The following is a 21,712-nucleotide window of genomic DNA, read 5'->3' as shown; positions in this document are numbered from 1 at the left end:
TTATTTGCCGGCACTGATGACGGTGGCCGTGTAGTCCTGCAGCGGGAAGCCGCCGGGAAGCCCTCGGCACAGCTGCCCGGACGATGCCGAGATCAGCTGGAAGCCGGTGGCCGTCCAGCCCCACTCGGCCGAACTGCCGCAGTCGCCGATGCCGCGCCCCTTGGCGTAGCTCGACAACCGGCTGCCTTCGAAACCGGGGTTGAGCAGGTAGCTGCCGGTCGTACTCGCGGGATCGGGGAGCTTGACCTTCTTCGGTGCATATGGCGCCTTGTCGCTGGCAGTCCACAGCTCGAAACTGGACTGGTAGGCGCCGCGACCGCACTCGAGCACCAGCAGCACCTGCTTGGCCGACAGCCGATAGAGCTCGTTCTGGCGATCGCTCTCGGCGATATCGACCGGGTCTGCACAACCGCCCTGCTTGAGCGTCTTGACGATCAGCGGCAGCAGTTGCGCGTCTTCCTTGCGGGTGGCAAAGGCCGGCAGCAGTTTTACCTGGGGCGCGGGCAACGGCGGCAGCGCCGCGCTGGCCGGCTTGGCGCCGGGCATGGCCAGCGCGGTGGGCGTGCCCACCCGGCCCTGCACGTCGTCGAGCTTGAGCAGCGCAGCCTTGATGCCGGCCAGCGACAAGGTCCACGAGCGCTTGCCAGCGCTGATCTTGGCCGACTCGGCGTTGAGCAGCAGCGGCAGCAGCTTGTCCACCTGTTCCGGCGTCAAGTCCTCGTCGGCGCGCAGGCCGCGCACGGTGGTCTGGCCGACCTGCACGGTCAAGACGCCCAGCTTGTCCACATCCTGGGCATAGGGACTGAACCTGGCCTTGACGGGCGCCGTGGCGCCAGCATCGCGCGACAGCGCCAGCACTACCGGCTCCTGCGCTTCCTCTTTCTGGTAACCGGCCACTTCGCAGCGACGCGTGTTATCGCACGCCACTTCCCAGTCCTTGAACGTGAAATGGCCGGCATGAGCAATACCGCCGATGAGTGCCAGCGCCAGCGCCGACAGGTGCGCAGTTTTCATCATCACAGCTTGATGAAGTGCTCGCGGTAGTACTTGAGCTCTTCGATCGATTCGACGATGTCGGCCAGCGCGGTATGCATCTGGTGCTTCTTGAAGCCGGAGACCATGGCCGGCGCCCAGCGCTTGCCCAGTTCTTTCAGGGTCGAGACGTCGATGTTGCGATAATGGAAATACGCTTCGAGCTTGGGCATGTAGCGCACCATGAAGCGGCGGTCCTGGCCGATGGTGTTGCCGCACATCGGCGCTTTGCCTTTCGGTACCCACTGCTTCATGAAGGCGATGATCTGCTCTTCGGCTTGCGCTTCGGTCACGGTGGACGCCTTGACCTTGTCGATCAGGCCCGAGCGGCCATGGGTGCCCTTGTTCCAGGCGTCCATGCCGTTGAGCACTTCGTCGCTCTGGTGGATTACCAGTACCGGGCCTTCGGCCAGCACGTTCAGGTGCATGTCGGTGACGATCACGGCCACTTCGATGATGCGGTCGGTGTCCGGCTCCAGGCCGGTCATTTCCATGTCGACCCAGACCAGGTTCATCTCGTTCTGGCGCGGGGTGATCACCGCCGGGGCGGAACCTTCTGGCAAATCATTAGCTTGTGACATAATTCTCTCTTGGCTTGAAGTGAGCCGATAGTAATCCGAATCCGCCATTTTCTCACAGGCATAGAATGTATACCCTCGCGTTTTCGATTTTGTTTGTGTCTTTCATCGTTTTAACGCTGATCGTGCGCTTCTGGCTGGCCTCGCGCCAGATCCGCCACGTGCTGGCGCACCGCAACGCCGTGCCGCCCGAATTTGCCGAACGCATCCCGCTTGCCGCCCACCAGAAGGCTGCCGACTACACGGTGGCGCGCACCAAGTTCGGCCTGCTGGCGCTGCTGGTCAACACCGTGGTGCTGATCGGTTTCACCCTGTTTGGCGGCCTGCAATGGCTGTCCGTGCAAATTTACCAGTTCACCGGCCCCGGCATGGTCTATCAACTGGCGCTGCTGGCCGCGTTCGCGCTGATCTCGGGCGTGATCGACGTGCCGTTCGACTACTATAAACAGTTCAAGCTCGAACAGCGCTTCGGCTTTAACAAGATGACGCGCGGCCTGTTCTTCGCCGACCTGCTCAAGGGCGCGGCGCTGGGCACGGCCATCGGCCTGCCGCTGGTGTGGGTGGTGCTCACCTTGATGGATAAATCGGGCGCGCTGTGGTGGTTCTACGCCTGGCTGGTGTGGAGCGGCTTCCAGTTGCTGATGATGGTGCTGTTCCCCACCGTGATCGCGCCGCTATTCAACAAGTTTACGCCGCTGGCCGACCAGTCGCTCAAGGACCGCATCGAAGGCCTGATGACGCGCGTGGGCTTTGCCTCCAAGGGCCTGTTCGTGATGGATGGCTCCAGGCGCAGCGCCCACGGCAACGCCTATTTTTCCGGCTTCGGCGCCCACAAGCGCATCGTGTTTTTCGACACCCTGCTTTCGCGCCTGCAACCGCACGAGATCGAGGCGGTGCTGGCGCACGAACTCGGCCACTTCAAGCTCAAGCACATCGTCAAGCGCATCGTGATGATCTTTACCATTTCGCTCGGCTTCCTGGCGCTGCTCGGCTACCTGAAAAACCAGGTGTGGTTCTACACCGGCCTCGGCGTCGATCCGCTGGCCCTGCCCGGCCAGACCAACGACGCCATGGTGCTGCTGCTGTTCATGCTGGTGCTGCCGGTGTTCACATTCCTGTTCGGACCACTGACCTCGATCAGCTCGCGCAAGCACGAATTCGAGGCAGACGCCTTTGCCGCCCAGCACACCGATGCGCGCGACCTGGTGTCGGCGCTGGTAAAAATGTACGAAGACAACGCTTCCACCCTCACTCCCGATCCGCTGCACTCGGCCTTCTACGATACGCACCCGCCGGCGAGCGTGCGGATTCGACAACTGCATCAACATCCGACCATGGCTGCGGCCTCATGAACAACCCAAAACTCCAACAAAAACTGACGGCGACCATCATCGCCGCCCACGGCCGCCACTACCTGGCCGAAGCCGATGGCCGCAAGCTGCAATGCGTTACGCGCGGCAAGAAGACCAACGTCGCCGTCGGCGACATCGTGCAGATCACCACCACGTCCAACGACCAGGGCGTGATCGACAAGATCGAAGAACGCAGCACCCTGCTCTACCGCTCCGACCAGTACAAGTCCAAGCTGCTGGCCGCCAACCTGACGCAGTTGTTCATCGTGGTGGCCACCGAGCCCGGCTTTGCCGACGACCTGGTTTCGCGCTCGCTGGTGGCGGCCGAAGCAGCCGGCATCAAGGCCCACCTGATCCTCAATAAAACCGACGTGGCGGCGGCGCTGCCGCGCACGCGTGAACGGGTGGCGGCCTATGGATCGCTCGGCTACCCGGTGCACGAAGTATCGGCCACGGCCCGCCCCGAAGAAGCGGTGCAGATCCTGCAGCCGCTGATGGCCGGCCAGTCGTCGATCCTGATCGGCCAGTCCGGCATGGGCAAGTCCTCGCTGATCAACCTGCTGGTGCCCGACGCCGACATCGCCGTGCGCGAAATTTCGGCCGCGCTCGACACCGGCAAGCACACCACCACCTTCACCCGGCTGTACCAGCTGCCCGAGCTCGGTGCCGGCACGGCCATCATCGATTCGCCCGGTTTCCAGGAATTCGGCCTCTACCATTTGACAGAGGGCATGCTCGAACGCGCCTTCGTCGAATTCGCGCCTTACCTCGGCCACTGCAAGTTTTACAACTGCCGCCACCTGATCGAACCGCAATGCGCGGTGCTGGAGGCTGTGGCGGAAGGCAAGATCGCGCGCATGCGCCACACGCTGTACGGCCAGTTGCTGCACGAGTCGTCGCAGACCCTGTATTGATTCCATAGTAATAGCGACATGCGCGCGGGCCGCATTTGCGGTCTATAATTCTCGGTAGCAATACCAACGCAGGCAGCCCACCCTCGCTGCGCGGCAGGTAAAGTTCTAAGGGATCGCGATGGACTTGTTTGTACTCGACGACGAAGTAGCCCAATGGGAAACCGTGCTGCTGCGCCTTTCCGGCGCCGAGCGGCTGGCGGTGCTGGTGCCGCTGGCCTGGCACTTGCGCCAGCGCGACAGCGCGCGCGCCGTGGCCCTGGCCCGCGAGGGGCTGGTGCTGCTGTTCGCCGCCGGCCTGGCGCCGCCCGACCTGTCGGCCACTGCCGCGCGGCTGGAGCTGGTGGCGGCCGAAGCGGCCTGGCTGGCCGGTGAACTCGCTGCCGCCGAGCGCATGGCCATCGAGATCGGCGCCCAGATGCTGGCCTGCGGCGACTGGCGCGGCGTGGCCGACACCCGCTGGCTGCGCGCCTGGATCGCCATCGATAGCGGCGACCACCAGCGCGGCAATACACACCTCGAACACATGATCGCCATTGCGCGCCGGCCCGGCGTGGGCGCGGAGGAGACTGACGAACTGCGCGCCACCTGCGCCGAGGCAGCCATCGCGCGCTGGGCGGTGATGGAAAACCGCTGCACGGCCGAAGCACGCTGGTCGGACCGCTTCGCAACGCTCGATCCGGCCCAGCTGCATCCGGCGCTGGCGGTATGGGTGCTGGACTTTTTTGGCACCGCCGCCACCCAGGGCAGCAACTATGGCACGGCAGCCGGCCATTTCGCCCGCGTGTACGAGGCGGCGCGCGTGAGCGGCCAGTTGCGCGCGGCGATTACCGCCGCCATCAACATCGGCATCGATTTCACCAACCTCAACGACCACCGCGCCGCGCTCGAATGGATGCAGCGCGCGCTGGAGATGGCACGCCCGACCAACTGGCCGCGCAGCATCGGCGTGTGCCTCACGCATACCGCCGACACCATGCGCCGCCTGGGCCAGCTCGAGGCCAGCGCCGCCCTGCTCGACGAAGCCTTCGATGTGCTGACGCCACTGCGCGAGGCCCGCAGCTACGCCACCGCGCTGCAGTTCCAGGGCGACCTGCAACTCGACACCGGCGCCTACGCCGCCGCGCTCGAGTCCTTCCGCCAGTTGCAGGACAGCGCCGCGCGCCTGCGTCACGCCGATCTGATGTGCGCGGCCCGGCGCGGCCAGGCGCACGCGCTGTGCTTCCTCGACCGGCCGCAGGAAGCATTGGCGGTGGCGGAAGACGCCATCGCGCTGGCCGAGGCGCAGTCCAACCTGAACAACCATGTGCGCACGCTGCGCGTGCTGTCGGTGATCCACACCCGCCACGCGCTGCCGCCGCCGCCCGGCATGACCGAGCGGAACGCCACCCTGCATTACCTGCACCAGGCGCTGGCCCTGGCCGCGCATATCGAAGGCTATACGCTGCCGGGCGACCTGCTGGAGACGCTGGCGCACGAATACGCGCAAACCGGCCAGTACCAGCGCGCCTACGAATCGGCACAGGCGGCAGCGGCTGCGCGCCGCACCACCCACAGCCGCGAAGCGACCAACCGCGCCATCGCCATGCAGGTGCACCAGCAGACCGAACGCGCGCGTGCCGACGGCCAGCACCACCGCGAACTGGCCGCGTCCGAGGCGCGCCGCGCCCGCGTGCTGCAACAGACCACCGCCACGCTCGAGCGCCTGTCCGCCATCGGCCAGGAGATCACCACCCACCTCGACGCCAACGCCGTGTTCAAGGCGATCAACCGCCACGTGCAGGCGCTGCTGACGGCCAACAGCTTTGCCATCTACCTGTGCGATCCCGGTTGCGACACCCTCAACCGCGCCTTCGGCGTGGAGAACGGCAAACCCCTGCCCGACAACGCCATCGCCGTGGACAACCCGCGCGCCAACGCCGCGCGCTGCCTGCGCGAGCGGCGCGAGATCTACGTGGAAGACGTGGGCCCCGACGACATCTTTCTCGCCCCCGGCACCCTGCTCATGGCGTGTGCGCTGTACGTGCCGCTGGTGGTCGGTGAGCGCACGCTGGGCGTGATGACGGTGCAGGCCTCCAACGCCCGCGCCTACCGCGAGCGCGAGCGCCTGATCTTCCGCACCCTGTGCGCCTACGGCGCCATCGCGCTCGACAACGCCCAGGCCTACGCCCAGTTGAAGGATGCGCAAACCCAGCTGGTGTCGCAGGAAAAGCTGGCGGCGCTGGGCTCCCTGATGGCCGGCGTGGCGCACGAACTCAATACCCCGATCGGCAACAGCCTGCTGATCGCCAGCACGCTGCACCAGAAAACCCTGGACCTGGCGCAGCAAGTCAGCGGACCGGGCCTGCGCCGCTCCGAGCTGGCGGCGTATCTCGATGACGCTGCGCGCGCCCACGAGCTGGTGATGCGCGGCTTGAACAGCGCGGCGGACCTGGTCAACAGCTTCAAGCAGGTGGCGGTGGACCGCACCACCGAGCAGCGCCGCGCCTTCGACCTGCAGCAGGTGGCCGGTGAAGTGATCGCCACCATGATGAACCGCATCCGCGCCTCGAGCCACCGCATCGAGACCGACGTGCCGCCGCATATCGCCATGGACAGCTACCCCGGTCCGCTGGGCCAGGTGATCGCCAACTTCATCAACAACGCGCTGCTGCACGCATTCGACAAGGACGCGGCGGGCCGCATGTGGCTGCACGCTTCCACTGCCATTGACGCACCGGGCCGGGTGCAGCTGGTGTTCGGCGATAACGGCGGCGGCATCGCGCCGGCCAATATGTCGCGCATCTTCGATCCGTTCTTCACCACCAAGCTGGGACAAGGCGGCAGCGGGCTGGGACTGTCGATCAGTTACAACATCGTCACGTCGCTGCTGGGCGGGCAGATCACGGTGCGCAGTTCGGCGGCCGGCACCGTGTTCACGCTGGACCTGCCGCTGGTGGCGCCCGCCGCACGGGGACCGGCAGCAGCGCAGATCTATCACTGAAAGGGGCTGGATTACCAGCACAATCTTTCGTGGATCGGCCGTAAACGGGCCATATTGTTTGAATTGCCTTTATAATTGACCGGTTCAGCCGGCCGGGTATCGAGTCCCAGGCCAGCTCACCTGCCAGTTGCCACTATGCCTATCCAAAAACAGATCAAGCATTACCTGCAGTTTTCCGACTTCACGCTGGAAGAATACGAGTACGTGATCGAACGCGCGCACCTCATCAAGCGCAAGTTCAAGAACTACGAGATTTACCATCCGCTGATCGACCGCACCCTGGTGATGGTCTTCGAGAAAAACTCCACCCGTACCCGCCTGTCGTTCGAAGCCGGCATGCACCAGCTGGGCGGCGCCGCCATCTACCTCAACACGCGCGACAGCCAACTGGGACGCGGCGAGCCGGTGGAAGACGCGGGCCAGGTCATGAGCCGCATGTGCGACATCATCATGGTGCGCACCTTCGGCCAGGACATCATCGAGCGCTTCGCTGCCAATTCGCGCGTGCCGGTAATTAACGGCCTGACCAACGAGCACCACCCGTGCCAGGTGTTTGCCGACATCTTCACGTTCTACGAGCACCGCGGCCCGATCACCGGCAAGACGGTGGCGTGGATCGGCGACGCCAACAACATGCTGTACTCGTGGCTGCAGGCGGCCGAGGTATTCGGCTTCCACGTCAACGTGTCCACGCCCAAGGGCTACGACATGGACATGTCGCTCGTTTCCACCGACCGCTACACGTTCTTCGCCAACCCGTCCGACGCCTGCGCCAGCGCGCACCTGGTCAACACCGACGTGTGGACCAGCATGGGCTACGAAGAAGAAAACGCCGCGCGCCTGAAAGCATTCGACGGCTGGATCGTCGATGGCGCCAAGATGGCCCGCGCCGCACCCGACGCACTGTTCATGCACTGCCTGCCCGCCCACCGTGGCGAGGAAGTGGCGGCGGAAGTCATCGACGGACCGCAATCGGTGGTCTGGGACGAAGCCGAGAACCGCCTGCACATCCAGAAGGCGCTGATCGAGTACCTGCTGCTGGGCCGCCTCGACACTCCCGCATAAACAATCAATCAATTCACACACCTGGAATCAAGCATGAGCGATATTAAAAAAGTAGTCCTCGCCTACTCGGGCGGCCTCGATACCTCCGTCATCCTCAAATGGCTGCAGGATAACTACCAGTGCGAAATCGTCACCTTCACGGCCGACCTGGGCCAGGGCGAAGAACTGGAGCCGGCGCGCGCCAAGGCGATCAAGTTCGGCATCAAGCCGGAGAACATCTACATCGACGACGTACGCGAAGAATTCGTGCGCGACTTCGTGTTCCCGATGTTCCGCGCCAATACCGTGTACGAAGGCGAATACCTGCTGGGTACTTCCATCGCTCGCCCACTGATCGCCAAGCGCCTGATCGAAATCGCCAACGAGACCGGCGCCGACGCCATCTCGCACGGCGCCACCGGCAAGGGCAACGACCAGGTGCGCTTCGAACTGGGCGCCTATGCTTTGAAACCCGGCGTGAAAGTGATCGCCCCATGGCGCGAGTGGGACCTGCTGTCGCGTGAAAAACTGCTGAAGTACGCGGAAGACGCGGGCATCGCCATCGACATGAAACACAAGAACGGTGGCGCGCCGTACTCGATGGACGCCAACCTGCTGCACATCTCGTTCGAAGGCCGTCACCTGGAAAACCCGAGCGCTGAAGCCGAGGAATCGATGTGGCGCTGGAGCGTGAGCCCTGAAGCGGCGCCCGATCAGGCGGAATACCTGGACCTGGAATACGAAAAAGGCGACATCGTGGCGCTGAATGGCGTGCGCATGTCGCCGGCCACCGTGCTGACCGAACTCAATCGCCTCGGCGGCAAGCACGGCATCGGCCGCCTCGACCTGGTGGAAAACCGCTACGTCGGCATGAAATCGCGCGGCTGCTACGAAACCCCGGGCGGCACCATCATGCTCAAGGGCCACCGCGCCATCGAGTCGATCACGCTGGACCGCGAAGTGGCCCACCTGAAGGACGACCTGATGCCACGCTACGCCTCGCTGATCTACAACGGCTACTGGTGGGCGCCGGAGCGCGTGGCGCTGCAAACGCTGATCGACCACACGCAAGCGACCGTCAACGGCTGGGTACGCGTAAAACTGTACAAGGGCAATGTGATCGTCGTGTCGCGCGACTCGAAGACCGACTCGCTGTTCGATATGAACATCGCCACCTTCGACGAAGACGGCGGCGCCTACAACCAGGCCGACGCCGGCGGCTTCATCAAGCTGAATGCCCTGCGCCTGCGCATCGCCGCCAACGCACGCCTCAAGCGCGGCCAATAAACAACGGACCGCCCCATGAAAAGCCGCTCGCTGAGCGGCTTTTTTTTTGTTCCTGCACCATTACCATGGGACAATGCGACACCATCTATCGGCGCCTCGGAGAAACCATGTTTAAAGACTTGAGCATCAAACGCAAACTATACCTGGGCTTCGGCGCCATCCTGGCCATCATCCTGGCGCTCTTGATCATCGCCTACAACCGTTTCAATAGTCTCTCCGAAGCCAACCAGTGGGACCGCCACACGATGGACGTGATCCAGGCCATCGACGGCTTGCGCAACGACCTGCTGCAAGTGCAGGTGGAAGCACGCGGCTATTACCTCACCGGCAACACCACGCGCCTCGAGCGCACCCGCAAGGAACAGCGCGACATTCCGGAATCGATCCAGACCCTGCAAAAGCTCACCCGCGACAATCCTGAACAGGCCACCCGTTTCAGCAAGCTGGAAGCCATGATCAATGCCTGGAGCAAGGACGTGATCGAATCGCAGCTGGTCATGCGCGAACAAATGGGCGACAAGCCCGGCGCCGCCGATGCCATGGGACGCACGCCGCAACTGGCCGGCACCAGCAATTCCGCGATCGGCGAGATCTATAAATTCATGAACGACGCCACCACCGAGGAGCACCGGCTGCTTGGCGTGCGCTCGGCCGCTTCGGCCAGCCTGCAGGAAAGCATGCGGCTGGTGATCACGGTGGGCGGCATGGCCTGCGTGCTGCTGGGCGCCCTGGTGGCCTGGCTGCTGGTCGCCTCGCTCACCAATCCGCTGTCGAACCTCACATCCGCCGTCGGCCGCATCGCCCGCGGCGACCAGGGTGCGCGCGCCGAGGTGCTGGCCAACGATGAACTGGGCAAGGTCACCGAGGAATTCAACCGCATGGCGCAGTCGATCGAGGACAGCCAGGCCAAGGAAAAAGCCGTGGGCGACGAGCTGCGCGCCAAGGTCGATGCGCTGCTGGGCGTGGTGTCGAAAGCCGCTTCGGGCGATCTGACCGGCACCATCGAAGTGACCGGCACCGACGCCATCGGCCAGCTGGCGCAAGGCCTCGACCGCATGTTCGAAAACCTGCGTGCGCTGCTCAACAACGTGCAAAAGGCCGGCATCCAGGTCACCACGTCGGCCACCGAAATCGCCGCCTCGGCCAAGCAGCAGGAAGCGACCGGCATCGAACAGGCGCAAACCAGCGTGGAAATTCTCAGCACCACCAAGGAAATCTCGGCCAATGCCTCGCAACTGCTCAAAACCATGGAAGAAGCCACGGCCGTGGCGGACTACACCACCACCGCCACCGCCGACGCCCAGGGCAACCTGCGCCGCATGGACAGCACCATGCAGCACATGGTCAGCGCCACCGATTCGATCAACGCCAAGCTGGCCGCGCTGTCGGAAAAGGCCTCGAACATCAACAGCGTGCTGATCACCATTACCAAGGTGGCCGACCAGACCAATATCCTCTCGCTCAACGCCGCCATCGAGGCGGAAAAGGCCGGCGAAGCGGGTCGCGGCTTCTCGGTCGTGGCCACCGAAATCCGGCGCCTGGCCGACCAGACCTCGGTCTCCACCTGGGACATCGAGCAGATGCTCAAGGAAATGCAGTCGGCGGTATCGGCCAGCGTGATGGGCATGGACAAGTTCTCGGAAGAGATCCGCCGCAGCGTGGGCGAAGTGCGCCAGGTCACCGACCAGCTTTCCGGCGTGATGGACCAGGTGCAGAAACTGGCGCCGCAATTCGACGCCGTGCTGCAAGGGATGCAGTCGCAGGCGGTGGGCGCAGAGCAGATCAGCGCCACCATGATGCAGCTGAACGACGCCACCCAGCAAACGGTGGAGTCGCTCAAGGCCACCAGCGAAGCGGTCCACCAGCTGCAATACGCGGCCGGCGACCTGCAGACCAGCGTGGCCAACTTCGCCGTCGCAGTCTGAGCGCGATGAAACTGCTTGTCTTTCACATCGGCGCCGACCGCTATGGCTTGCGCCTGCGCGACGTGGTGCGCGTGGTGCCGCTGCTCGACCTCAAACACCTGCCGCTGACGCCAGCGCCGGTGGTGGGGCTGATGGACTACCACGGCGCCTCGGTGCCGGTGGTGGACCTGTGCCTGGCCAGCGGCCTGCCGCCAGGCGCCGACCATTTCGACACGCGCATCATCGTGGCCGACTACCGCGCGCCCGAAGGCACCGTGCACTTGCTGGGGTTGCGCGCCGAGCGCGTGCAGGGCGTGCAGGAAGTGCGTGACGACCAGTTGACCGAGAGCGGCGTCAAGGCAGCGCCGTTCCTGGGCCAGGTGGCCGGCGACGGGCGCGGCATGTTGCAACTGGTGGAGCTCGAGCAGCTGCTCACGCCGGCGCTGCGCATTGCGCTCTTTCCCAACGCTGGCGACCTGCCATGACCACGCCGGCCCAGATCATGCTGCGCGCGGCGACCGGGTTGAACCTGTCGAAGCAGGTCGTCGACCGCGCCATCCGCGCGCGCGTGGTCTCCAGCGGCGCGCTCGATACCGACGATTACCTGGGCCGCATGACGCCGGAAGAACTGACGGCGCTGGTGGAACTGGTGGTGGTGCCGGAATCGTGGTTCTACCGCGACCAGCAGGCCTTTCACGCCACCGCCGACTACCTGAAACAGCAGACGCTGGTCGAACCGAACCGCCTGTTCCACGTGCTGTCGCTGCCGTGCGCCGGCGGGGAGGAGCCGTACACGATGGCGATGGTGCTGCTCGACGCCGGCATTCCGGCCGACCGTTTCATGGTCGATGCCTTCGACATCAGCCCGGTGTGCGTGGCGCGCGCCAAGACCGGCGTCTATGGCCGCAATGCCTTTCGCAACCAGGACCTGGCGTTCCGGGAGCGTCACTTCAGTGAAGATGGCAAGGACGCCTGGCGCATCAGCGACGCGGTGCGCAAGCAGGTACGCTTCCACCAGGGGAACGTGCTGGAAATGACCATGGCCAGGCGCGCCGGCTTTTATGACGTGATCTTTTGCCGCAACCTGCTGATCTACTTCGACAAGCCTACCACCAGTGCCGCCATCCGCAATCTCGACACCATGCTCAAGCGCGATGGCCTGCTGTTCGTCGGCTATGCCGAAGTGCCGTCGCTGTGCGCCAACGGCTTCGCACCGCTGCCGTACGCGCAGGCGTTTGGGTTGATCAAGGATGCGGAGGCGGCCGCGCGCAAGAAGGCGCGCGTGGTGACGGCTCCCGCTGTGCCTGCGCCTACGGTGCGGATTGCGCGTCCGGCCATGCCGGTGGCGGCAACGCCTGCGCCTGCGCCTGCCACTGCCACTGCCACGACCTTGAAGCGCCCCGCTGCCGCTGTCGTCAAGGCGCCAGCTGCCAGGCCGGCCCCAAGCCGCGACCTGCTGGCCGGCGCCCGCCGCCTGGCCGACCTGGGCCAGTTGAAGGAAGCCGAGCGCGATTGCCGCGACCACCTGGCGCAGCACCCGGAGTCGGCCGAGGCGTATTTCATCCTCGGCCTGATCAACGAGCTGACGAACAAGCATGTGCAGGCGCAGGACTACTGGAAGCGCTGCATCTACCTGCAGCCCGACCACTACGAAGCGCTGTGCCACCTGGCGCTGCTGGCCGACACCAGTGGCGACGCGGCCACCGCTAGCGCGCTCAAGGCGCGCGCCGCCCGCATCTACAAACGCCAGCAGGCATCTTAAGAACAAGGGCGCCCCGACATGACGACCACCTTAGTCCCCGCCGATGCGATTGAAATCGACGATTGCTGGAACCGCATCGGCGTGGCCGGCAACCAGACCTGCGAGAAGCTGGCGCAGCACATTCACTGCCGTAACTGCGAGGTGTACGCCAGCGCCGCCCAGCGCAATCTGCAGCGCGCGGTGGGCGCCGGCTACAAGGCTGAATGGGCGGCGCACTTCCGCCAGCCCGCCATCGACACCCAGGCGCTGGACGCCTCGTGCCTGGTGTTTCGCATCGGTCGCGAATGGCTGTCGCTGCCGACCAAGTTGTTCGTGGCCGTGGCGCCGGAAGCGAAGCCGCACCGGCTGCCGCACCGCACCGACCGCGGCCTGACCGGCATCGTCAACGTCGGTGGCACCCTGTACCCGTGCATGTCGCTCGCTGCCCTGCTGGGCATCGACGACAGCGAGGGCGAAGCAGCTAACCACCGCCACACCTTTGCGCGGCTGCTGCTGATCCGCTGGGAAGACCAGGCGTACGCGCTGCCGGTGGCCGACCTGCACGGCATCGAGCGCTATGCGACGGCCGCCGTGCAGGCGCCAGCCGCCACCATCAACAAGGGGCTGTCACGCTTTTTGTCGGGCGTGATCTCGATCGCCGACATGCACGTGGGCGTGCTGGACGCGGCGCTGATCGGCTACCAACTTGCGAGGACGCTGCGATGAGCCAGGATAACGGCGGCATGGGCGGAGACCTGAGCCAATTTTCGATGCTGGACCTGTTCCGCATGGAGGCGGACAGCCAGACCCAAGTCCTCACCGACGGCCTGCTGGCCATGGAGCGGCTGAAGAACGACGCCGGCGCGGTGGAAGCCATGATGCGCGCGGCGCACTCGATCAAGGGGGCGGCGTCCATCGTCGGGCTCGACGTGGTGGTGCAGGTGGCGCACAGCATGGAAGACGCCTTCATCGCCGCGCAACATGGCAAGCTGGCGCTCACACCCAACCGGGTGGACGTGCTGCTGGCCGGGGTGGACCTGATCCTGCAGCTGTCACGCCTGCAGGACAGCGGCGTCAATGCCTGGCTGGCCGCCAACGAAACGCTGATCAGGCAGACGCTCGACTCGATCGCCACCATCGCGTTTTTGCCGGAACCGGTCAATTTGCAGGCGGAGATGGGGTGGATGCAGCAGGCTGCGCCTGCCACTGCGCCAGTGCCAGTGCCGCCGCCGGCGTTCCCGGTCGGCGAGCTGCCAATCGAGCCGGCGCCGGCGCCGGCCGAGGAAACGCCGGTCGATCGGCGCGCGGCGCCGCCAAGGCGCAGAACTTCGACAAGCTGCTGTCGCTGGCCAGCGAGTCGCGCATCAACGCCCACCAGATGCATCCGTTCATCCAGAGCCTGCAACGCTTCAAGCGCAACCAGGCCAGCCTGGCGACGGTAATCGAGCAGCTGCACGAGGCCATCTCCAACAGCAGCGACCCGAAGCTGAAAGAGCTGTCCTTGCTGGCGCTGCAAAAGACCCAGCCGCTCAAGCAGTTCGTGCTCGAGCACATTGCCGACACCGAGGCGTACGAGCGGCGCGTGCTGGCGGTCTCGCAGGGCATGGTGGACGAGGTGCTGACCATGCGCATGCGGCCATTCCGCGACGGCGTGCAGCCATTCCCGCGCATGGTGCGCGACCTGGCCCGCAGCCTCGGCAAGGACGTGCAGTTGCAGATCATCGGCGAAGACACGCTGGTGGACCGCGACATCCTGGCCCGTATCGAAAGCCCGCTCAACCACATGCTGCGCAACGCCATTGACCACGGCATGGACAGCGCGGTGGAACGCATTGCCGCCGGCAAGCCCGGCGCCGGCACCATCGTGCTCGAGGCGAAACACCGCGCCGGCATGCTCAGTATCGAGATCAGCGACGACGGCAAGGGTGTGGACCTGGAAAAAATCCGCGCCCGCGTCATCGACCGCAAGATGGCCAGCGCGCCGATGGCAGCGGCCATGTCGGGCGCGGAACTGATGGAGTTCCTGTTCCTGCCGGCCTTCAGCCTGAAGGAAAACACCACCGAGATCTCGGGGCGCGGCGTGGGGCTCGATATCGTCCACGAAACCATCCGCTCGCAAAACGGCACGGTACGCATCGAGTCGGAGCTTGGCGTGGGTTTCCGCACATTCATCACCCTGCCGCTCACGCAGTCGATCGTGCGGGCGCTGGTGGTCGATGTGAAGGGCGAGGCTTACGCGGTGCCGATCGTGCAGGTCGAGCGCGTGATCAAGGTACCGCAATCGACCATTCACACGCTGGAAAATAAACAGTTCTTCGACTTCGGCGGCGAGCACCTGGGGCTGGTGTCGGCCGCGCAGGTGCTGGAACTGGGCGACACCGATGCGTCGTCGGAGGAACTGTCGGTGGTGGTGATCGGCAGCGGTGCGCGCCGCTATGCGCTGGTGGTCGATGCGATCAGCGGCGAGCAAAGCCTGGCGGTGCAGGCCATCGATCCGATCTTCGGCAAGATGCGTGACATCTCGGCTGCCGCCCTGCTCGACAACGGCGACCCGGTACTGATCCTCGACGTGCCCGACCTGCTGCTGTCGATCGACAAACTGCTGCACGACGGCGGCCTGCACCAGCTTACGCGCGCCGACCACACCGAGCGCCGCAAGACCAAGCGCGTGCTGGTGGTGGACGATTCGCTCACGGTGCGCGAAATGGAACGCAAGCTGCTGCAAAGCCGGGGCTTTTTGGTCGATATCGCAATCGACGGCATCGACGGCTGGAACGTGGTGCGCAGCGGCGAATACGACCTGGTGATCACCGACGTGGACATGCCGCGCATGGACGGAATCGAGCTGGTCGCACTGATCAAGAAGGATATCCACCTCCACAAGCTGCCAGTCATGATAGTCTCTTATAAAGATCGGCCGGAGGACCGCGCACGCGGACTGTCGGCCGGCGCAGACTATTATCTGACCAAGGGCAGCTTCCACGACGAGACGCTGCTCGATGCTGTCAGCGACCTGATTGGAGACGCCCACAGATGAAAATCGCCATCGCCAACGATGTCGCCATGGCAGCCGAAGCGCTGCGGCGCGTGGTGGCCAGCACCGCCGAACACCAGGTGCTCTGGATCGCCCGCACTGGCGCGGAGGCGGTGCGCATGTGCGCGGAAAACCGGCCCGACCTGATCCTCATGGACCTCAACATGCCGGAGCTCGACGGCGTGGAAGCGACCCGCAAGATCATGGAACAGAGCCCGTGCGCGATCCTGATCGTCACCGGCCGGCCGCAGGACAACGTCAACCAGGTATTCCGGGCGCTGGGCGCGGGTGCGCTCGACGTCACCGCCACGCCGGTGCTGCAAGGCCAGCCCGGTGGCGACTCCGAACTGCTGGCCAAGATCCGCACCATGGACAAGCTGATACGCCACAGCGGCGGCAACCAGGCCATGGCGCCGCGCACGTCGATCGCCGGCAGCAACCCGGCGGCCGTGGCGGACAATGCCGATGCAGCGGTGCCGGTCACCTCGCTGCTGGCCATTGGCGCCTCCACCGGCGGGCCGGTGGCAGTCTCCAAGATGCTGGCCGGCTGGGTGGCGCCACGCGGCTGCGCGGTGGTGGTGGTGCAGCACATCGACGAGCACTTCGCCAACAACTTCGCGCGCTGGCTCGGCGAGCAGCTCGACATGCCGGTGCGTACCGCCGAAGAAGGCGACGAGCTGGCAGCTGGCGTGGTCCTCATCGCCAAGAGCAACGACCACCTGACGCTGGATCAGAATCTGCGCTTGCGTTACGATGCCAACCCCAAGGACTATGCATACCGGCCGTCGGTCGATGTGTTCTTCCACTGCGTGGCGCAGCGCTGGAAAGGCGTGGCGGTGGGCGTGCTGTTGACCGGCATGGGCCGCGACGGCGCCGAGGGCTTGCTGGCGATGCGCCGCGCTGGCTATCTGACCATCGCCCAGGACCAGGCCAGCAGCGCCGTCTACGGCATGCCGCGCGCCGCCGCCGAACTCGATGCGGCGCAAATGATTTTACCGCTGACGCGGATCGGACCGGTCCTGCGCAGCACATTGGGCAGCCGCACGTAGCGGGCTGCGAGAAAGAGAGTATCGATGTCCGAAGCACCCGCAATCGCCGCAGCCCCATTCGATCCCGAACAGGCGCTCACCGCCTTCAAGGTCCGGGTGCTGCTGGTAGACGACCAGCTGATCATCGTCGAAGCCGTGCGGCGCATGTTGAGCGACCAGCCCGATATCGAATTCCATTACGTCACCGACGCCACGCTGGCGGCGCAAACCGCAGTGCAGCTGCAACCGACCGTGATCCTGCAAGACCTGGTGATGCCGTCTATCGACGGTTTCGGCCTGATCCAGCTGTATCGCGGTGACGAGTCGCTGCGCCATGTGCCGGTGATCGTGTTGTCGGCCAAGGAAGACCCCAAGCTCAAGGCGCACAGCTTTGCCACCGGCGCCAACGACTACATGGTCAAGCTGCCCGACAAGCTCGAGCTGCTGGCGCGCGTGCGCTACCACTCGGGCGCGCATATCAGCCGCCTGCAGCGCGACCAGGCGTTCCGCTTCCTGCGCGAGAGCCAGAAAAGCCTGGCCGACGCCAATATCGAACTGCAAAAACTGGCCGCGCTCGACGCCCTGACCGGTATCGCCAACCGCCGCCGCTTCGACGACACCATGCGCATCGAATGGCAGCGCGGGCAGCGCGATAAAAAGCCGCTCACGATCCTGATGTGCGACGTCGATTTTTTCAAGGTGTATAACGACAGCTTCGGCCACCTGGCGGGCGACCTCGCCCTCAAGAAAGTGGCCGCCGTATTGACCGAACACCTGAAGCGCCCGGCCGATCTGGCCGCGCGCTATGGCGGCGAGGAATTCGTCATTATCCTGCCGGAGACACCATTGGCTGGGGCACTGATCGTGGCCGAGTCATGCCGCCGACACCTGGAGCAGTTAGCCATCGAAAACCCGCAAGCGACCACCGACCTGTCCTGCGTGACGATGTCGATCGGTGTGGCCAGCGTGGTGCCGTCGCCGCAGTCGACCATCGATGAACTGATCCAGCACGCCGACCAGGCGCTGTACGCCGCCAAGACGGCGGGCCGCAACCGCGTCCAAAGCGCGGCCCAGCTGCCTGGTCCCCTCCCCGTATCACATTAAGGAAACCAGCAGCATGAGTACTCAATTCGATCAAGTCAGCGTCGTCAAGAAGTCCAATGTCTACTTCGACGGCAAATGCGTCTCGCACAACATCATCTTTGCCGATGGCAGCAAGAAAAGCGTGGGCGTGATTTTCCCGTCCACCCTAAAGTTCAACACCGGCGCGCCGGAAATCATGGAAGTGGTCAGTGGCGTGTGCAAGGTGCGCCTGGCTGGTGAACAAGAGTGGAAGACTTATTCGGCCGGCGACCAGTTCAGCATCGTCGGTGATTCGTCGTTCGATATCGAGACGGTCGAAACCCTGGACTACGTTTGCAGCTTCGGCTAAAGCATATCCAGTATGGATCCCCGCGTGCGCGAGGATGACGGAATTTCAGTCTGCGGCCTTGGCACGTCATCCTCGCGAAAGCGGGGATCCATGGAATCTGTGATCTGCCATCATACAAACACCGGCTCCGCCTCCAGCGCCACGCCATACTTTGCCATCACATCGGCCTGAATCGCCTGGGCCAGCGCCACCACCTCCGCCCCCGTGGCGCCACCGTTATTGACCAGCACCAGCGCCTGTTTCGGGTACACGCCCGCCGCGCCCAGGTTACGCCCCTTCCAGCCGCATTGATCGATCAGCCAGCCGGCAGCGAGCTTCTCGCTGCCGTCGGGCTGCGCATGGTGTACCAGCGCCGGAAAACGCTCGAGCAGCGCTGCGCACTGTGCTCTCGATACCACCGGGTTCTTGAAGAAGCTGCCGGCATTGCCGATCACCGCCGGATCGGGCAGCTTGCGGCGGCGGATCGCGATCACGGTGTCGGCCACCTGCTGTGCGGTCGGCACGGCGTATCCTTGTTCGGCCACGGCCTGCGCCAGTTCCGCGTAGCGCAGGTTCGGCTGCCATGAGCGCGGCAGCGCGAACGTCACGTCCAGGATCACCAGGTCGCGGCCCGCTTCGCGCTTGAACACGCTGTCGCGGTAAGCAAAACCGCACGCCGCCGCATTCATGGTGCGCGTGATGCCATCGCGCGGATCGAACACGGTCACGCAGTGCAAGACGTCCTTGATTTCCAGCCCGTACGCACCAATATTCTGAATAGGCGAGGCGCCCACGGTGCCCGGTATCAGCGACAGGTTTTCCAGTCCGCCCAACCCCTGGGCCAGGGTCCATTGCACGAAGGCGTGCCAGTTCTCACCGGCCGCAGCGCGAACGAAATGATGGGTTTCATTGCCGCCGACCACCTGTTTTCCCTCGAGTGCGAGGTGCAATACCAGGCCTGAGAAATCGCCGGTCAGCAGCACATTGCTGCCGCCCCCCAAAACCAGTCGCGGCAAAGCGCGCCAATGGGCATCTGCATAAACGCCGATCAACTGCTCGGTATTTGTCACGCGCAAATACGCGTGCGCATGGGCCGCTATGCCGAAAGTATTGAGGGACTGCAGGGGGAATTGATATTGAACGGATGAGAGTGGCTGCATGGACTAAAAAACCGATAAATTTAGTCGATTATAGAGGGAAACGCACAAAAAACCACTTGGCATATGGCGGCTTGCGTGCTGTTGTCCGTTAAAATGTCAGACTTTGATGCAGGGGTTGTTGCACACGCCTGCATGCCACACGAAAAGGAAATAGCCATGCCGTCGTTTGATGTAGTTTCTGAAGCCGATATGATCGAAGTGAAAAACGCGGTCGACCAGTCCAACAAGGAAATCACCACCCGGTTCGATTTCAAGGGCAGCGACGCGCGGGTCGAGCAAAAGGACAACGAACTGACCGCCTTTGCCGATTCCGAGTTCCAGCTGAGCCAGGTACGTGACGTGCTGACCAACAAATTGGCCAAGCGCAAGGTTGACGTCCGCTTCCTGGAAGACGGCGATATCAAGAAAATCGGCGGCGACAAGGTCAAGCAGGTCATCAAGGTCAAGAACGGTATCGAGACCGACGATGCCAAGAAGATCGTGCGCGTGATCAAGGACAGCAAGATGAAGGTGCAAGCGAGCATCCAGGGCGAATCGGTGCGCGTCACCGGCGCCAAGCGCGACGACCTGCAAGCGGCCATGGCCATGCTGCGCAAGGATGTGCCGGACATGCCGCTGGAGTTCAACAACTTCCGCGACTGATCCCGCCGCGCGGTTGACACCGCGCCGTCACAAGGCTGTAGCACGGCTGGAGTAGAATGAAGCCTCCGCGCCCGCTGCTACCGCGCAATCAAACTCTCTGCATACCGCCGGCAGCATCCAGCGCCGGCAACAACTTCGGTAGTCTAAGGATAGCAATGAAACGTGTTGATGATTTCCGCCTGCGATTTGGCAATAACGAATACGTGCCCATCATGGTCGGCGGAATGGGTGTCGATATTTCGACGTCGGAACTGGCGCTGGAAACCGCGCGCCTGGGCGGCATCGGCCATATCTCGGACGCCATGGTGGAAGACGTATCGGACCGTCGTTTCGATACCAGCTTCGTCAAGGATAAAACCAAGCTCTACAAGTTCAACATCAATAATTCGGACAAATCGGTGGTGCAATTCGACCTCGAGCGCCTGGCCGAGGCCCAACGCTTGCACATTGGCAAGACCATGGAAGCCAAGCAGGGCCCCGGCTTGATCTTCGTGAACTGCATGGAAAAGCTGACCATGAATGGTCCGCGCGAAACCCTGCGCACCCGCCTAAACGCAGCCCTCGACGCCGGCATCGATGGCATCACGCTGTCGGCCGGCCTGCACTTCGGCTCCTTCGCGCTGATGGCCGACCACCCGCGCTTCCGTGAAGCCAAGCTGGGCATCATTGTGTCGTCGGTACGCGCGCTGCAGATCTTCCTGCGCAAGAACGCCAAGCTCGACCGACTGCCCGACTTCATCATCGTCGAAGGCCCGCTGGCCGGCGGCCACCTGGGCTTTGGCATGGACTGGGCCGACTACGACCTGATGACCATCACCAGGGAACTGCTGGCTTACCTGAAGACCGAGAACCTCGACATTCCGCTGATCGCCGCTGGCGGCATCTTCACCGGCAGCGACGCCGTCAGCTTCCTGGAGGCCGGCGCAGCAGGCGTGCAGGTGGCTACGCGCTTCACCATCACCAACGAATGCGGCCTGCCGGCCAAGGTCAAGCAGGAATACATCCGCGCCACCGAGGACGACATCATCGTCAACGGCGTCTCGCCTACCGGCTACCCGATGCGTATGCTCAAGAGCACGCCAGCGATCGGCGCCGGCATCCGTCCTGGCTGCGAATCGTATGGCTACCTGCTCGACGCGACCGGCAACTGCGCCTATATCAACTCGTACAACCGTGAAGTAGCGGCTCACCCCGAGCTGAAAGTGGTGTCGGTAATGGACAAGACCTGCCTGTGCACGCACATGCGCAACTTCAACTGCTGGACCTGCGGCCACTACACGTACCGCCTGAAGGACACCACGCACAAGAAGGCCGACGGCGAGTACCAGCTGTTGACCGCCGAGCACGTTTTCAAGGACTACCAGTTCAGTGTGGACAACCAGATCGCACTGCCGGAAAAAGAAGGCTGAATTAACTAGCCAGACCAAAGCGCTTCTTCGGAAGCGCTTTTTTTGTGCCCGTCTTTATTCATGACTTCATTTTCCAGGGATAGTAAACGCAAAAAAGCCCCAACCAGATCACTGGTTGGGGCTTTTTCTATATAACTAGCCTGACGATAACCTACTTTCACACTGGTTGCAGCACTATCATCGGCGCAAAGTCGTT

Annotated in this window: 18 protein-coding genes and 1 pseudogene; 15 read left to right on the top strand and 4 right to left on the bottom strand. The window is 63.9% G+C overall.

Translation table 11 applies throughout. The features are described 5' to 3' along the window. Both DUPY_RS22125 and orn read right to left on the bottom strand, forming a co-directional pair. Nucleotides 1-1,014, bottom strand: coding sequence for a DUF1176 domain-containing protein (locus DUPY_RS22125; RefSeq protein ID WP_229255462.1), 1,014 nt, complete (start codon nt 1,012-1,014; stop codon nt 1-3). A 2-nt stretch (nt 1,015-1,016) separates the two neighbouring features. Further along, the gene (orn, locus tag DUPY_RS22120) at nt 1,017-1,613 is read right to left on the bottom strand and encodes an oligoribonuclease (RefSeq protein WP_026637844.1); all 597 of its coding nucleotides are present in this window, start codon (nt 1,611-1,613) and stop codon (nt 1,017-1,019) included. A 65-nt stretch (nt 1,614-1,678) separates the two neighbouring features. Between orn and DUPY_RS22115 the strand changes: the two genes are divergently transcribed. The 13 genes and pseudogenes from DUPY_RS22115 (at nt 1,679) to ppnP (ending at nt 18,326) form a co-directional block, all read left to right on the top strand. Continuing rightward, nucleotides 1,679-2,962 carry a M48 family metallopeptidase gene (locus DUPY_RS22115; protein ID WP_070251143.1) on the top strand — a complete coding sequence of 428 codons (1,284 nt, stop codon included), beginning with the start codon at nt 1,679-1,681 and terminating at the stop codon, nt 2,960-2,962. After that, the gene (rsgA, locus tag DUPY_RS22110) at nt 2,959-3,876 is read left to right on the top strand and encodes a ribosome small subunit-dependent GTPase A (RefSeq protein WP_070251140.1); all 918 of its coding nucleotides are present in this window, start codon (nt 2,959-2,961) and stop codon (nt 3,874-3,876) included. The genes DUPY_RS22115 and rsgA overlap by 4 nt, the downstream gene beginning before the upstream one ends. A 118-nt stretch (nt 3,877-3,994) precedes the next feature. After that, nucleotides 3,995-6,856: an ATP-binding protein gene (locus DUPY_RS22105; RefSeq protein WP_070251138.1), complete on the top strand. Its 2,862-nt coding sequence runs from the start codon at nt 3,995-3,997 to the stop codon at nt 6,854-6,856. 135 nt (nt 6,857-6,991) lie between these two features. Continuing rightward, nucleotides 6,992-7,921 carry an ornithine carbamoyltransferase gene (gene argF / locus DUPY_RS22100; protein WP_070251136.1) on the top strand — a complete coding sequence of 310 codons (930 nt, stop codon included), beginning with the start codon at nt 6,992-6,994 and terminating at the stop codon, nt 7,919-7,921. Between the two features lie 33 nt (nt 7,922-7,954). Beyond that, on the top strand, nt 7,955-9,187 hold the full coding sequence (locus tag DUPY_RS22095) for an argininosuccinate synthase (RefSeq protein WP_070251134.1): 1,233 nt from the start codon (nt 7,955-7,957) through the stop codon (nt 9,185-9,187). A gap of 107 nt (nt 9,188-9,294) precedes the next feature. Further along, complete coding sequence (locus tag DUPY_RS22090; protein WP_070251132.1) at nt 9,295-11,112, top strand: methyl-accepting chemotaxis protein; 1,818 nt, start codon at nt 9,295-9,297, stop codon at nt 11,110-11,112. Between the two features lie 5 nt (nt 11,113-11,117). After that, complete coding sequence (locus DUPY_RS22085) at nt 11,118-11,576, top strand: chemotaxis protein CheW (RefSeq protein WP_070251130.1); 459 nt, start codon at nt 11,118-11,120, stop codon at nt 11,574-11,576. Then, nucleotides 11,573-12,853, top strand: coding sequence for a CheR family methyltransferase (locus tag DUPY_RS22080; RefSeq protein WP_070251129.1), 1,281 nt, complete (start codon nt 11,573-11,575; stop codon nt 12,851-12,853). The genes DUPY_RS22085 and DUPY_RS22080 overlap by 4 nt, the downstream gene beginning before the upstream one ends. 18 nt (nt 12,854-12,871) lie before the next feature. Then, nucleotides 12,872-13,558, top strand: coding sequence for a chemotaxis protein CheW (locus tag DUPY_RS22075; protein WP_070251128.1), 687 nt, complete (start codon nt 12,872-12,874; stop codon nt 13,556-13,558). After that, nucleotides 13,555-15,869, top strand: a pseudogene (locus DUPY_RS22070) (hybrid sensor histidine kinase/response regulator). Before DUPY_RS22075 ends, DUPY_RS22070 begins: the two are co-directional and overlap by 4 nt. Beyond that, entirely contained in the window at nt 15,866-16,915 is a 1,050-nt protein-coding gene (cheB, locus tag DUPY_RS22065; protein WP_070251127.1) for a chemotaxis-specific protein-glutamate methyltransferase CheB, read from the top strand. The pseudogene DUPY_RS22070 and the gene cheB overlap by 4 nt, the downstream one beginning before the upstream one ends. Before the next feature lie 24 nt (nt 16,916-16,939). Then, a complete protein-coding gene (locus tag DUPY_RS22060; RefSeq protein WP_070251123.1) occupies nt 16,940-17,998 on the top strand; it encodes a diguanylate cyclase in 1,059 nt (352 codons plus the stop codon). A 13-nt stretch (nt 17,999-18,011) separates the two neighbouring features. Beyond that, complete coding sequence (gene ppnP, locus DUPY_RS22055) at nt 18,012-18,326, top strand: pyrimidine/purine nucleoside phosphorylase (protein ID WP_070251122.1); 315 nt, start codon at nt 18,012-18,014, stop codon at nt 18,324-18,326. Nucleotides 18,327-18,436: 110 nt separating this feature from the next. Here the strand turns inward: ppnP and murB are convergent, their stop codons facing one another. Beyond that, complete coding sequence (gene murB, locus DUPY_RS22050; protein WP_070251120.1) at nt 18,437-19,465, bottom strand: UDP-N-acetylmuramate dehydrogenase; 1,029 nt, start codon at nt 19,463-19,465, stop codon at nt 18,437-18,439. 156 nt (nt 19,466-19,621) lie between these two features. On the opposite strand from murB, the gene DUPY_RS22045 reads away from it, so the two are divergent. Together DUPY_RS22045 and DUPY_RS22040 are read left to right on the top strand one after the other, a co-directional pair. Then, on the top strand, nt 19,622-20,107 hold the full coding sequence (locus DUPY_RS22045; RefSeq protein WP_019924851.1) for a YajQ family cyclic di-GMP-binding protein: 486 nt from the start codon (nt 19,622-19,624) through the stop codon (nt 20,105-20,107). A gap of 155 nt (nt 20,108-20,262) precedes the next feature. Further along, entirely contained in the window at nt 20,263-21,516 is a 1,254-nt protein-coding gene (locus DUPY_RS22040) for a nitronate monooxygenase (protein WP_070251118.1), read from the top strand. A gap of 5 nt (nt 21,517-21,521) precedes the next feature. Here DUPY_RS22040 and DUPY_RS28680 read toward each other — a convergent pair. Next, nucleotides 21,522-21,712, bottom strand: a 191-nt coding sequence (locus tag DUPY_RS28680; protein ID WP_208600085.1) for a hypothetical protein, incomplete at its 5' end; no start/stop codon positions are given.

It is taken from the genome of Duganella phyllosphaerae (genome assembly GCF_001758785.1).
In the GTDB taxonomy this organism is placed as follows: Bacteria; Pseudomonadota; Gammaproteobacteria; order Burkholderiales; family Burkholderiaceae_D; genus Rugamonas; species Rugamonas phyllosphaerae.
The sequence above is the reverse complement of the archived record's forward strand: the minus strand, read 5'-3'. Positions and strand labels throughout refer to the sequence as shown.

What these genes read in the sequence shown, in the direction of transcription:
- DUPY_RS22125 (WP_229255462.1), bottom strand. Translation starts at nt 1,014, where the DNA reads ATGAAAACTGCGCACCTGTCGGCGCTGGCGCTGGCACTCATCGGCGGT.
- orn (WP_026637844.1), bottom strand. Translation starts at nt 1,613, where the DNA reads ATGTCACAAGCTAATGATTTGCCAGAAGGTTCCGCCCCGGCGGTGATC.
- DUPY_RS22115 (WP_070251143.1), top strand. Translation starts at nt 1,679, where the DNA reads ATGTATACCCTCGCGTTTTCGATTTTGTTTGTGTCTTTCATCGTTTTA.
- rsgA (WP_070251140.1), top strand. Translation starts at nt 2,959, where the DNA reads ATGAACAACCCAAAACTCCAACAAAAACTGACGGCGACCATCATCGCC.
- DUPY_RS22105 (WP_070251138.1), top strand. Translation starts at nt 3,995, where the DNA reads ATGGACTTGTTTGTACTCGACGACGAAGTAGCCCAATGGGAAACCGTG.
- argF (WP_070251136.1), top strand. Translation starts at nt 6,992, where the DNA reads ATGCCTATCCAAAAACAGATCAAGCATTACCTGCAGTTTTCCGACTTC.
- DUPY_RS22095 (WP_070251134.1), top strand. Translation starts at nt 7,955, where the DNA reads ATGAGCGATATTAAAAAAGTAGTCCTCGCCTACTCGGGCGGCCTCGAT.
- DUPY_RS22090 (WP_070251132.1), top strand. Translation starts at nt 9,295, where the DNA reads ATGTTTAAAGACTTGAGCATCAAACGCAAACTATACCTGGGCTTCGGC.
- DUPY_RS22085 (WP_070251130.1), top strand. Translation starts at nt 11,118, where the DNA reads ATGAAACTGCTTGTCTTTCACATCGGCGCCGACCGCTATGGCTTGCGC.
- DUPY_RS22080 (WP_070251129.1), top strand. Translation starts at nt 11,573, where the DNA reads ATGACCACGCCGGCCCAGATCATGCTGCGCGCGGCGACCGGGTTGAAC.
- DUPY_RS22075 (WP_070251128.1), top strand. Translation starts at nt 12,872, where the DNA reads ATGACGACCACCTTAGTCCCCGCCGATGCGATTGAAATCGACGATTGC.
- cheB (WP_070251127.1), top strand. Translation starts at nt 15,866, where the DNA reads ATGAAAATCGCCATCGCCAACGATGTCGCCATGGCAGCCGAAGCGCTG.
- DUPY_RS22060 (WP_070251123.1), top strand. Translation starts at nt 16,940, where the DNA reads ATGTCCGAAGCACCCGCAATCGCCGCAGCCCCATTCGATCCCGAACAG.
- ppnP (WP_070251122.1), top strand. Translation starts at nt 18,012, where the DNA reads ATGAGTACTCAATTCGATCAAGTCAGCGTCGTCAAGAAGTCCAATGTC.
- murB (WP_070251120.1), bottom strand. Translation starts at nt 19,465, where the DNA reads ATGCAGCCACTCTCATCCGTTCAATATCAATTCCCCCTGCAGTCCCTC.
- DUPY_RS22045 (WP_019924851.1), top strand. Translation starts at nt 19,622, where the DNA reads ATGCCGTCGTTTGATGTAGTTTCTGAAGCCGATATGATCGAAGTGAAA.
- DUPY_RS22040 (WP_070251118.1), top strand. Translation starts at nt 20,263, where the DNA reads ATGAAACGTGTTGATGATTTCCGCCTGCGATTTGGCAATAACGAATAC.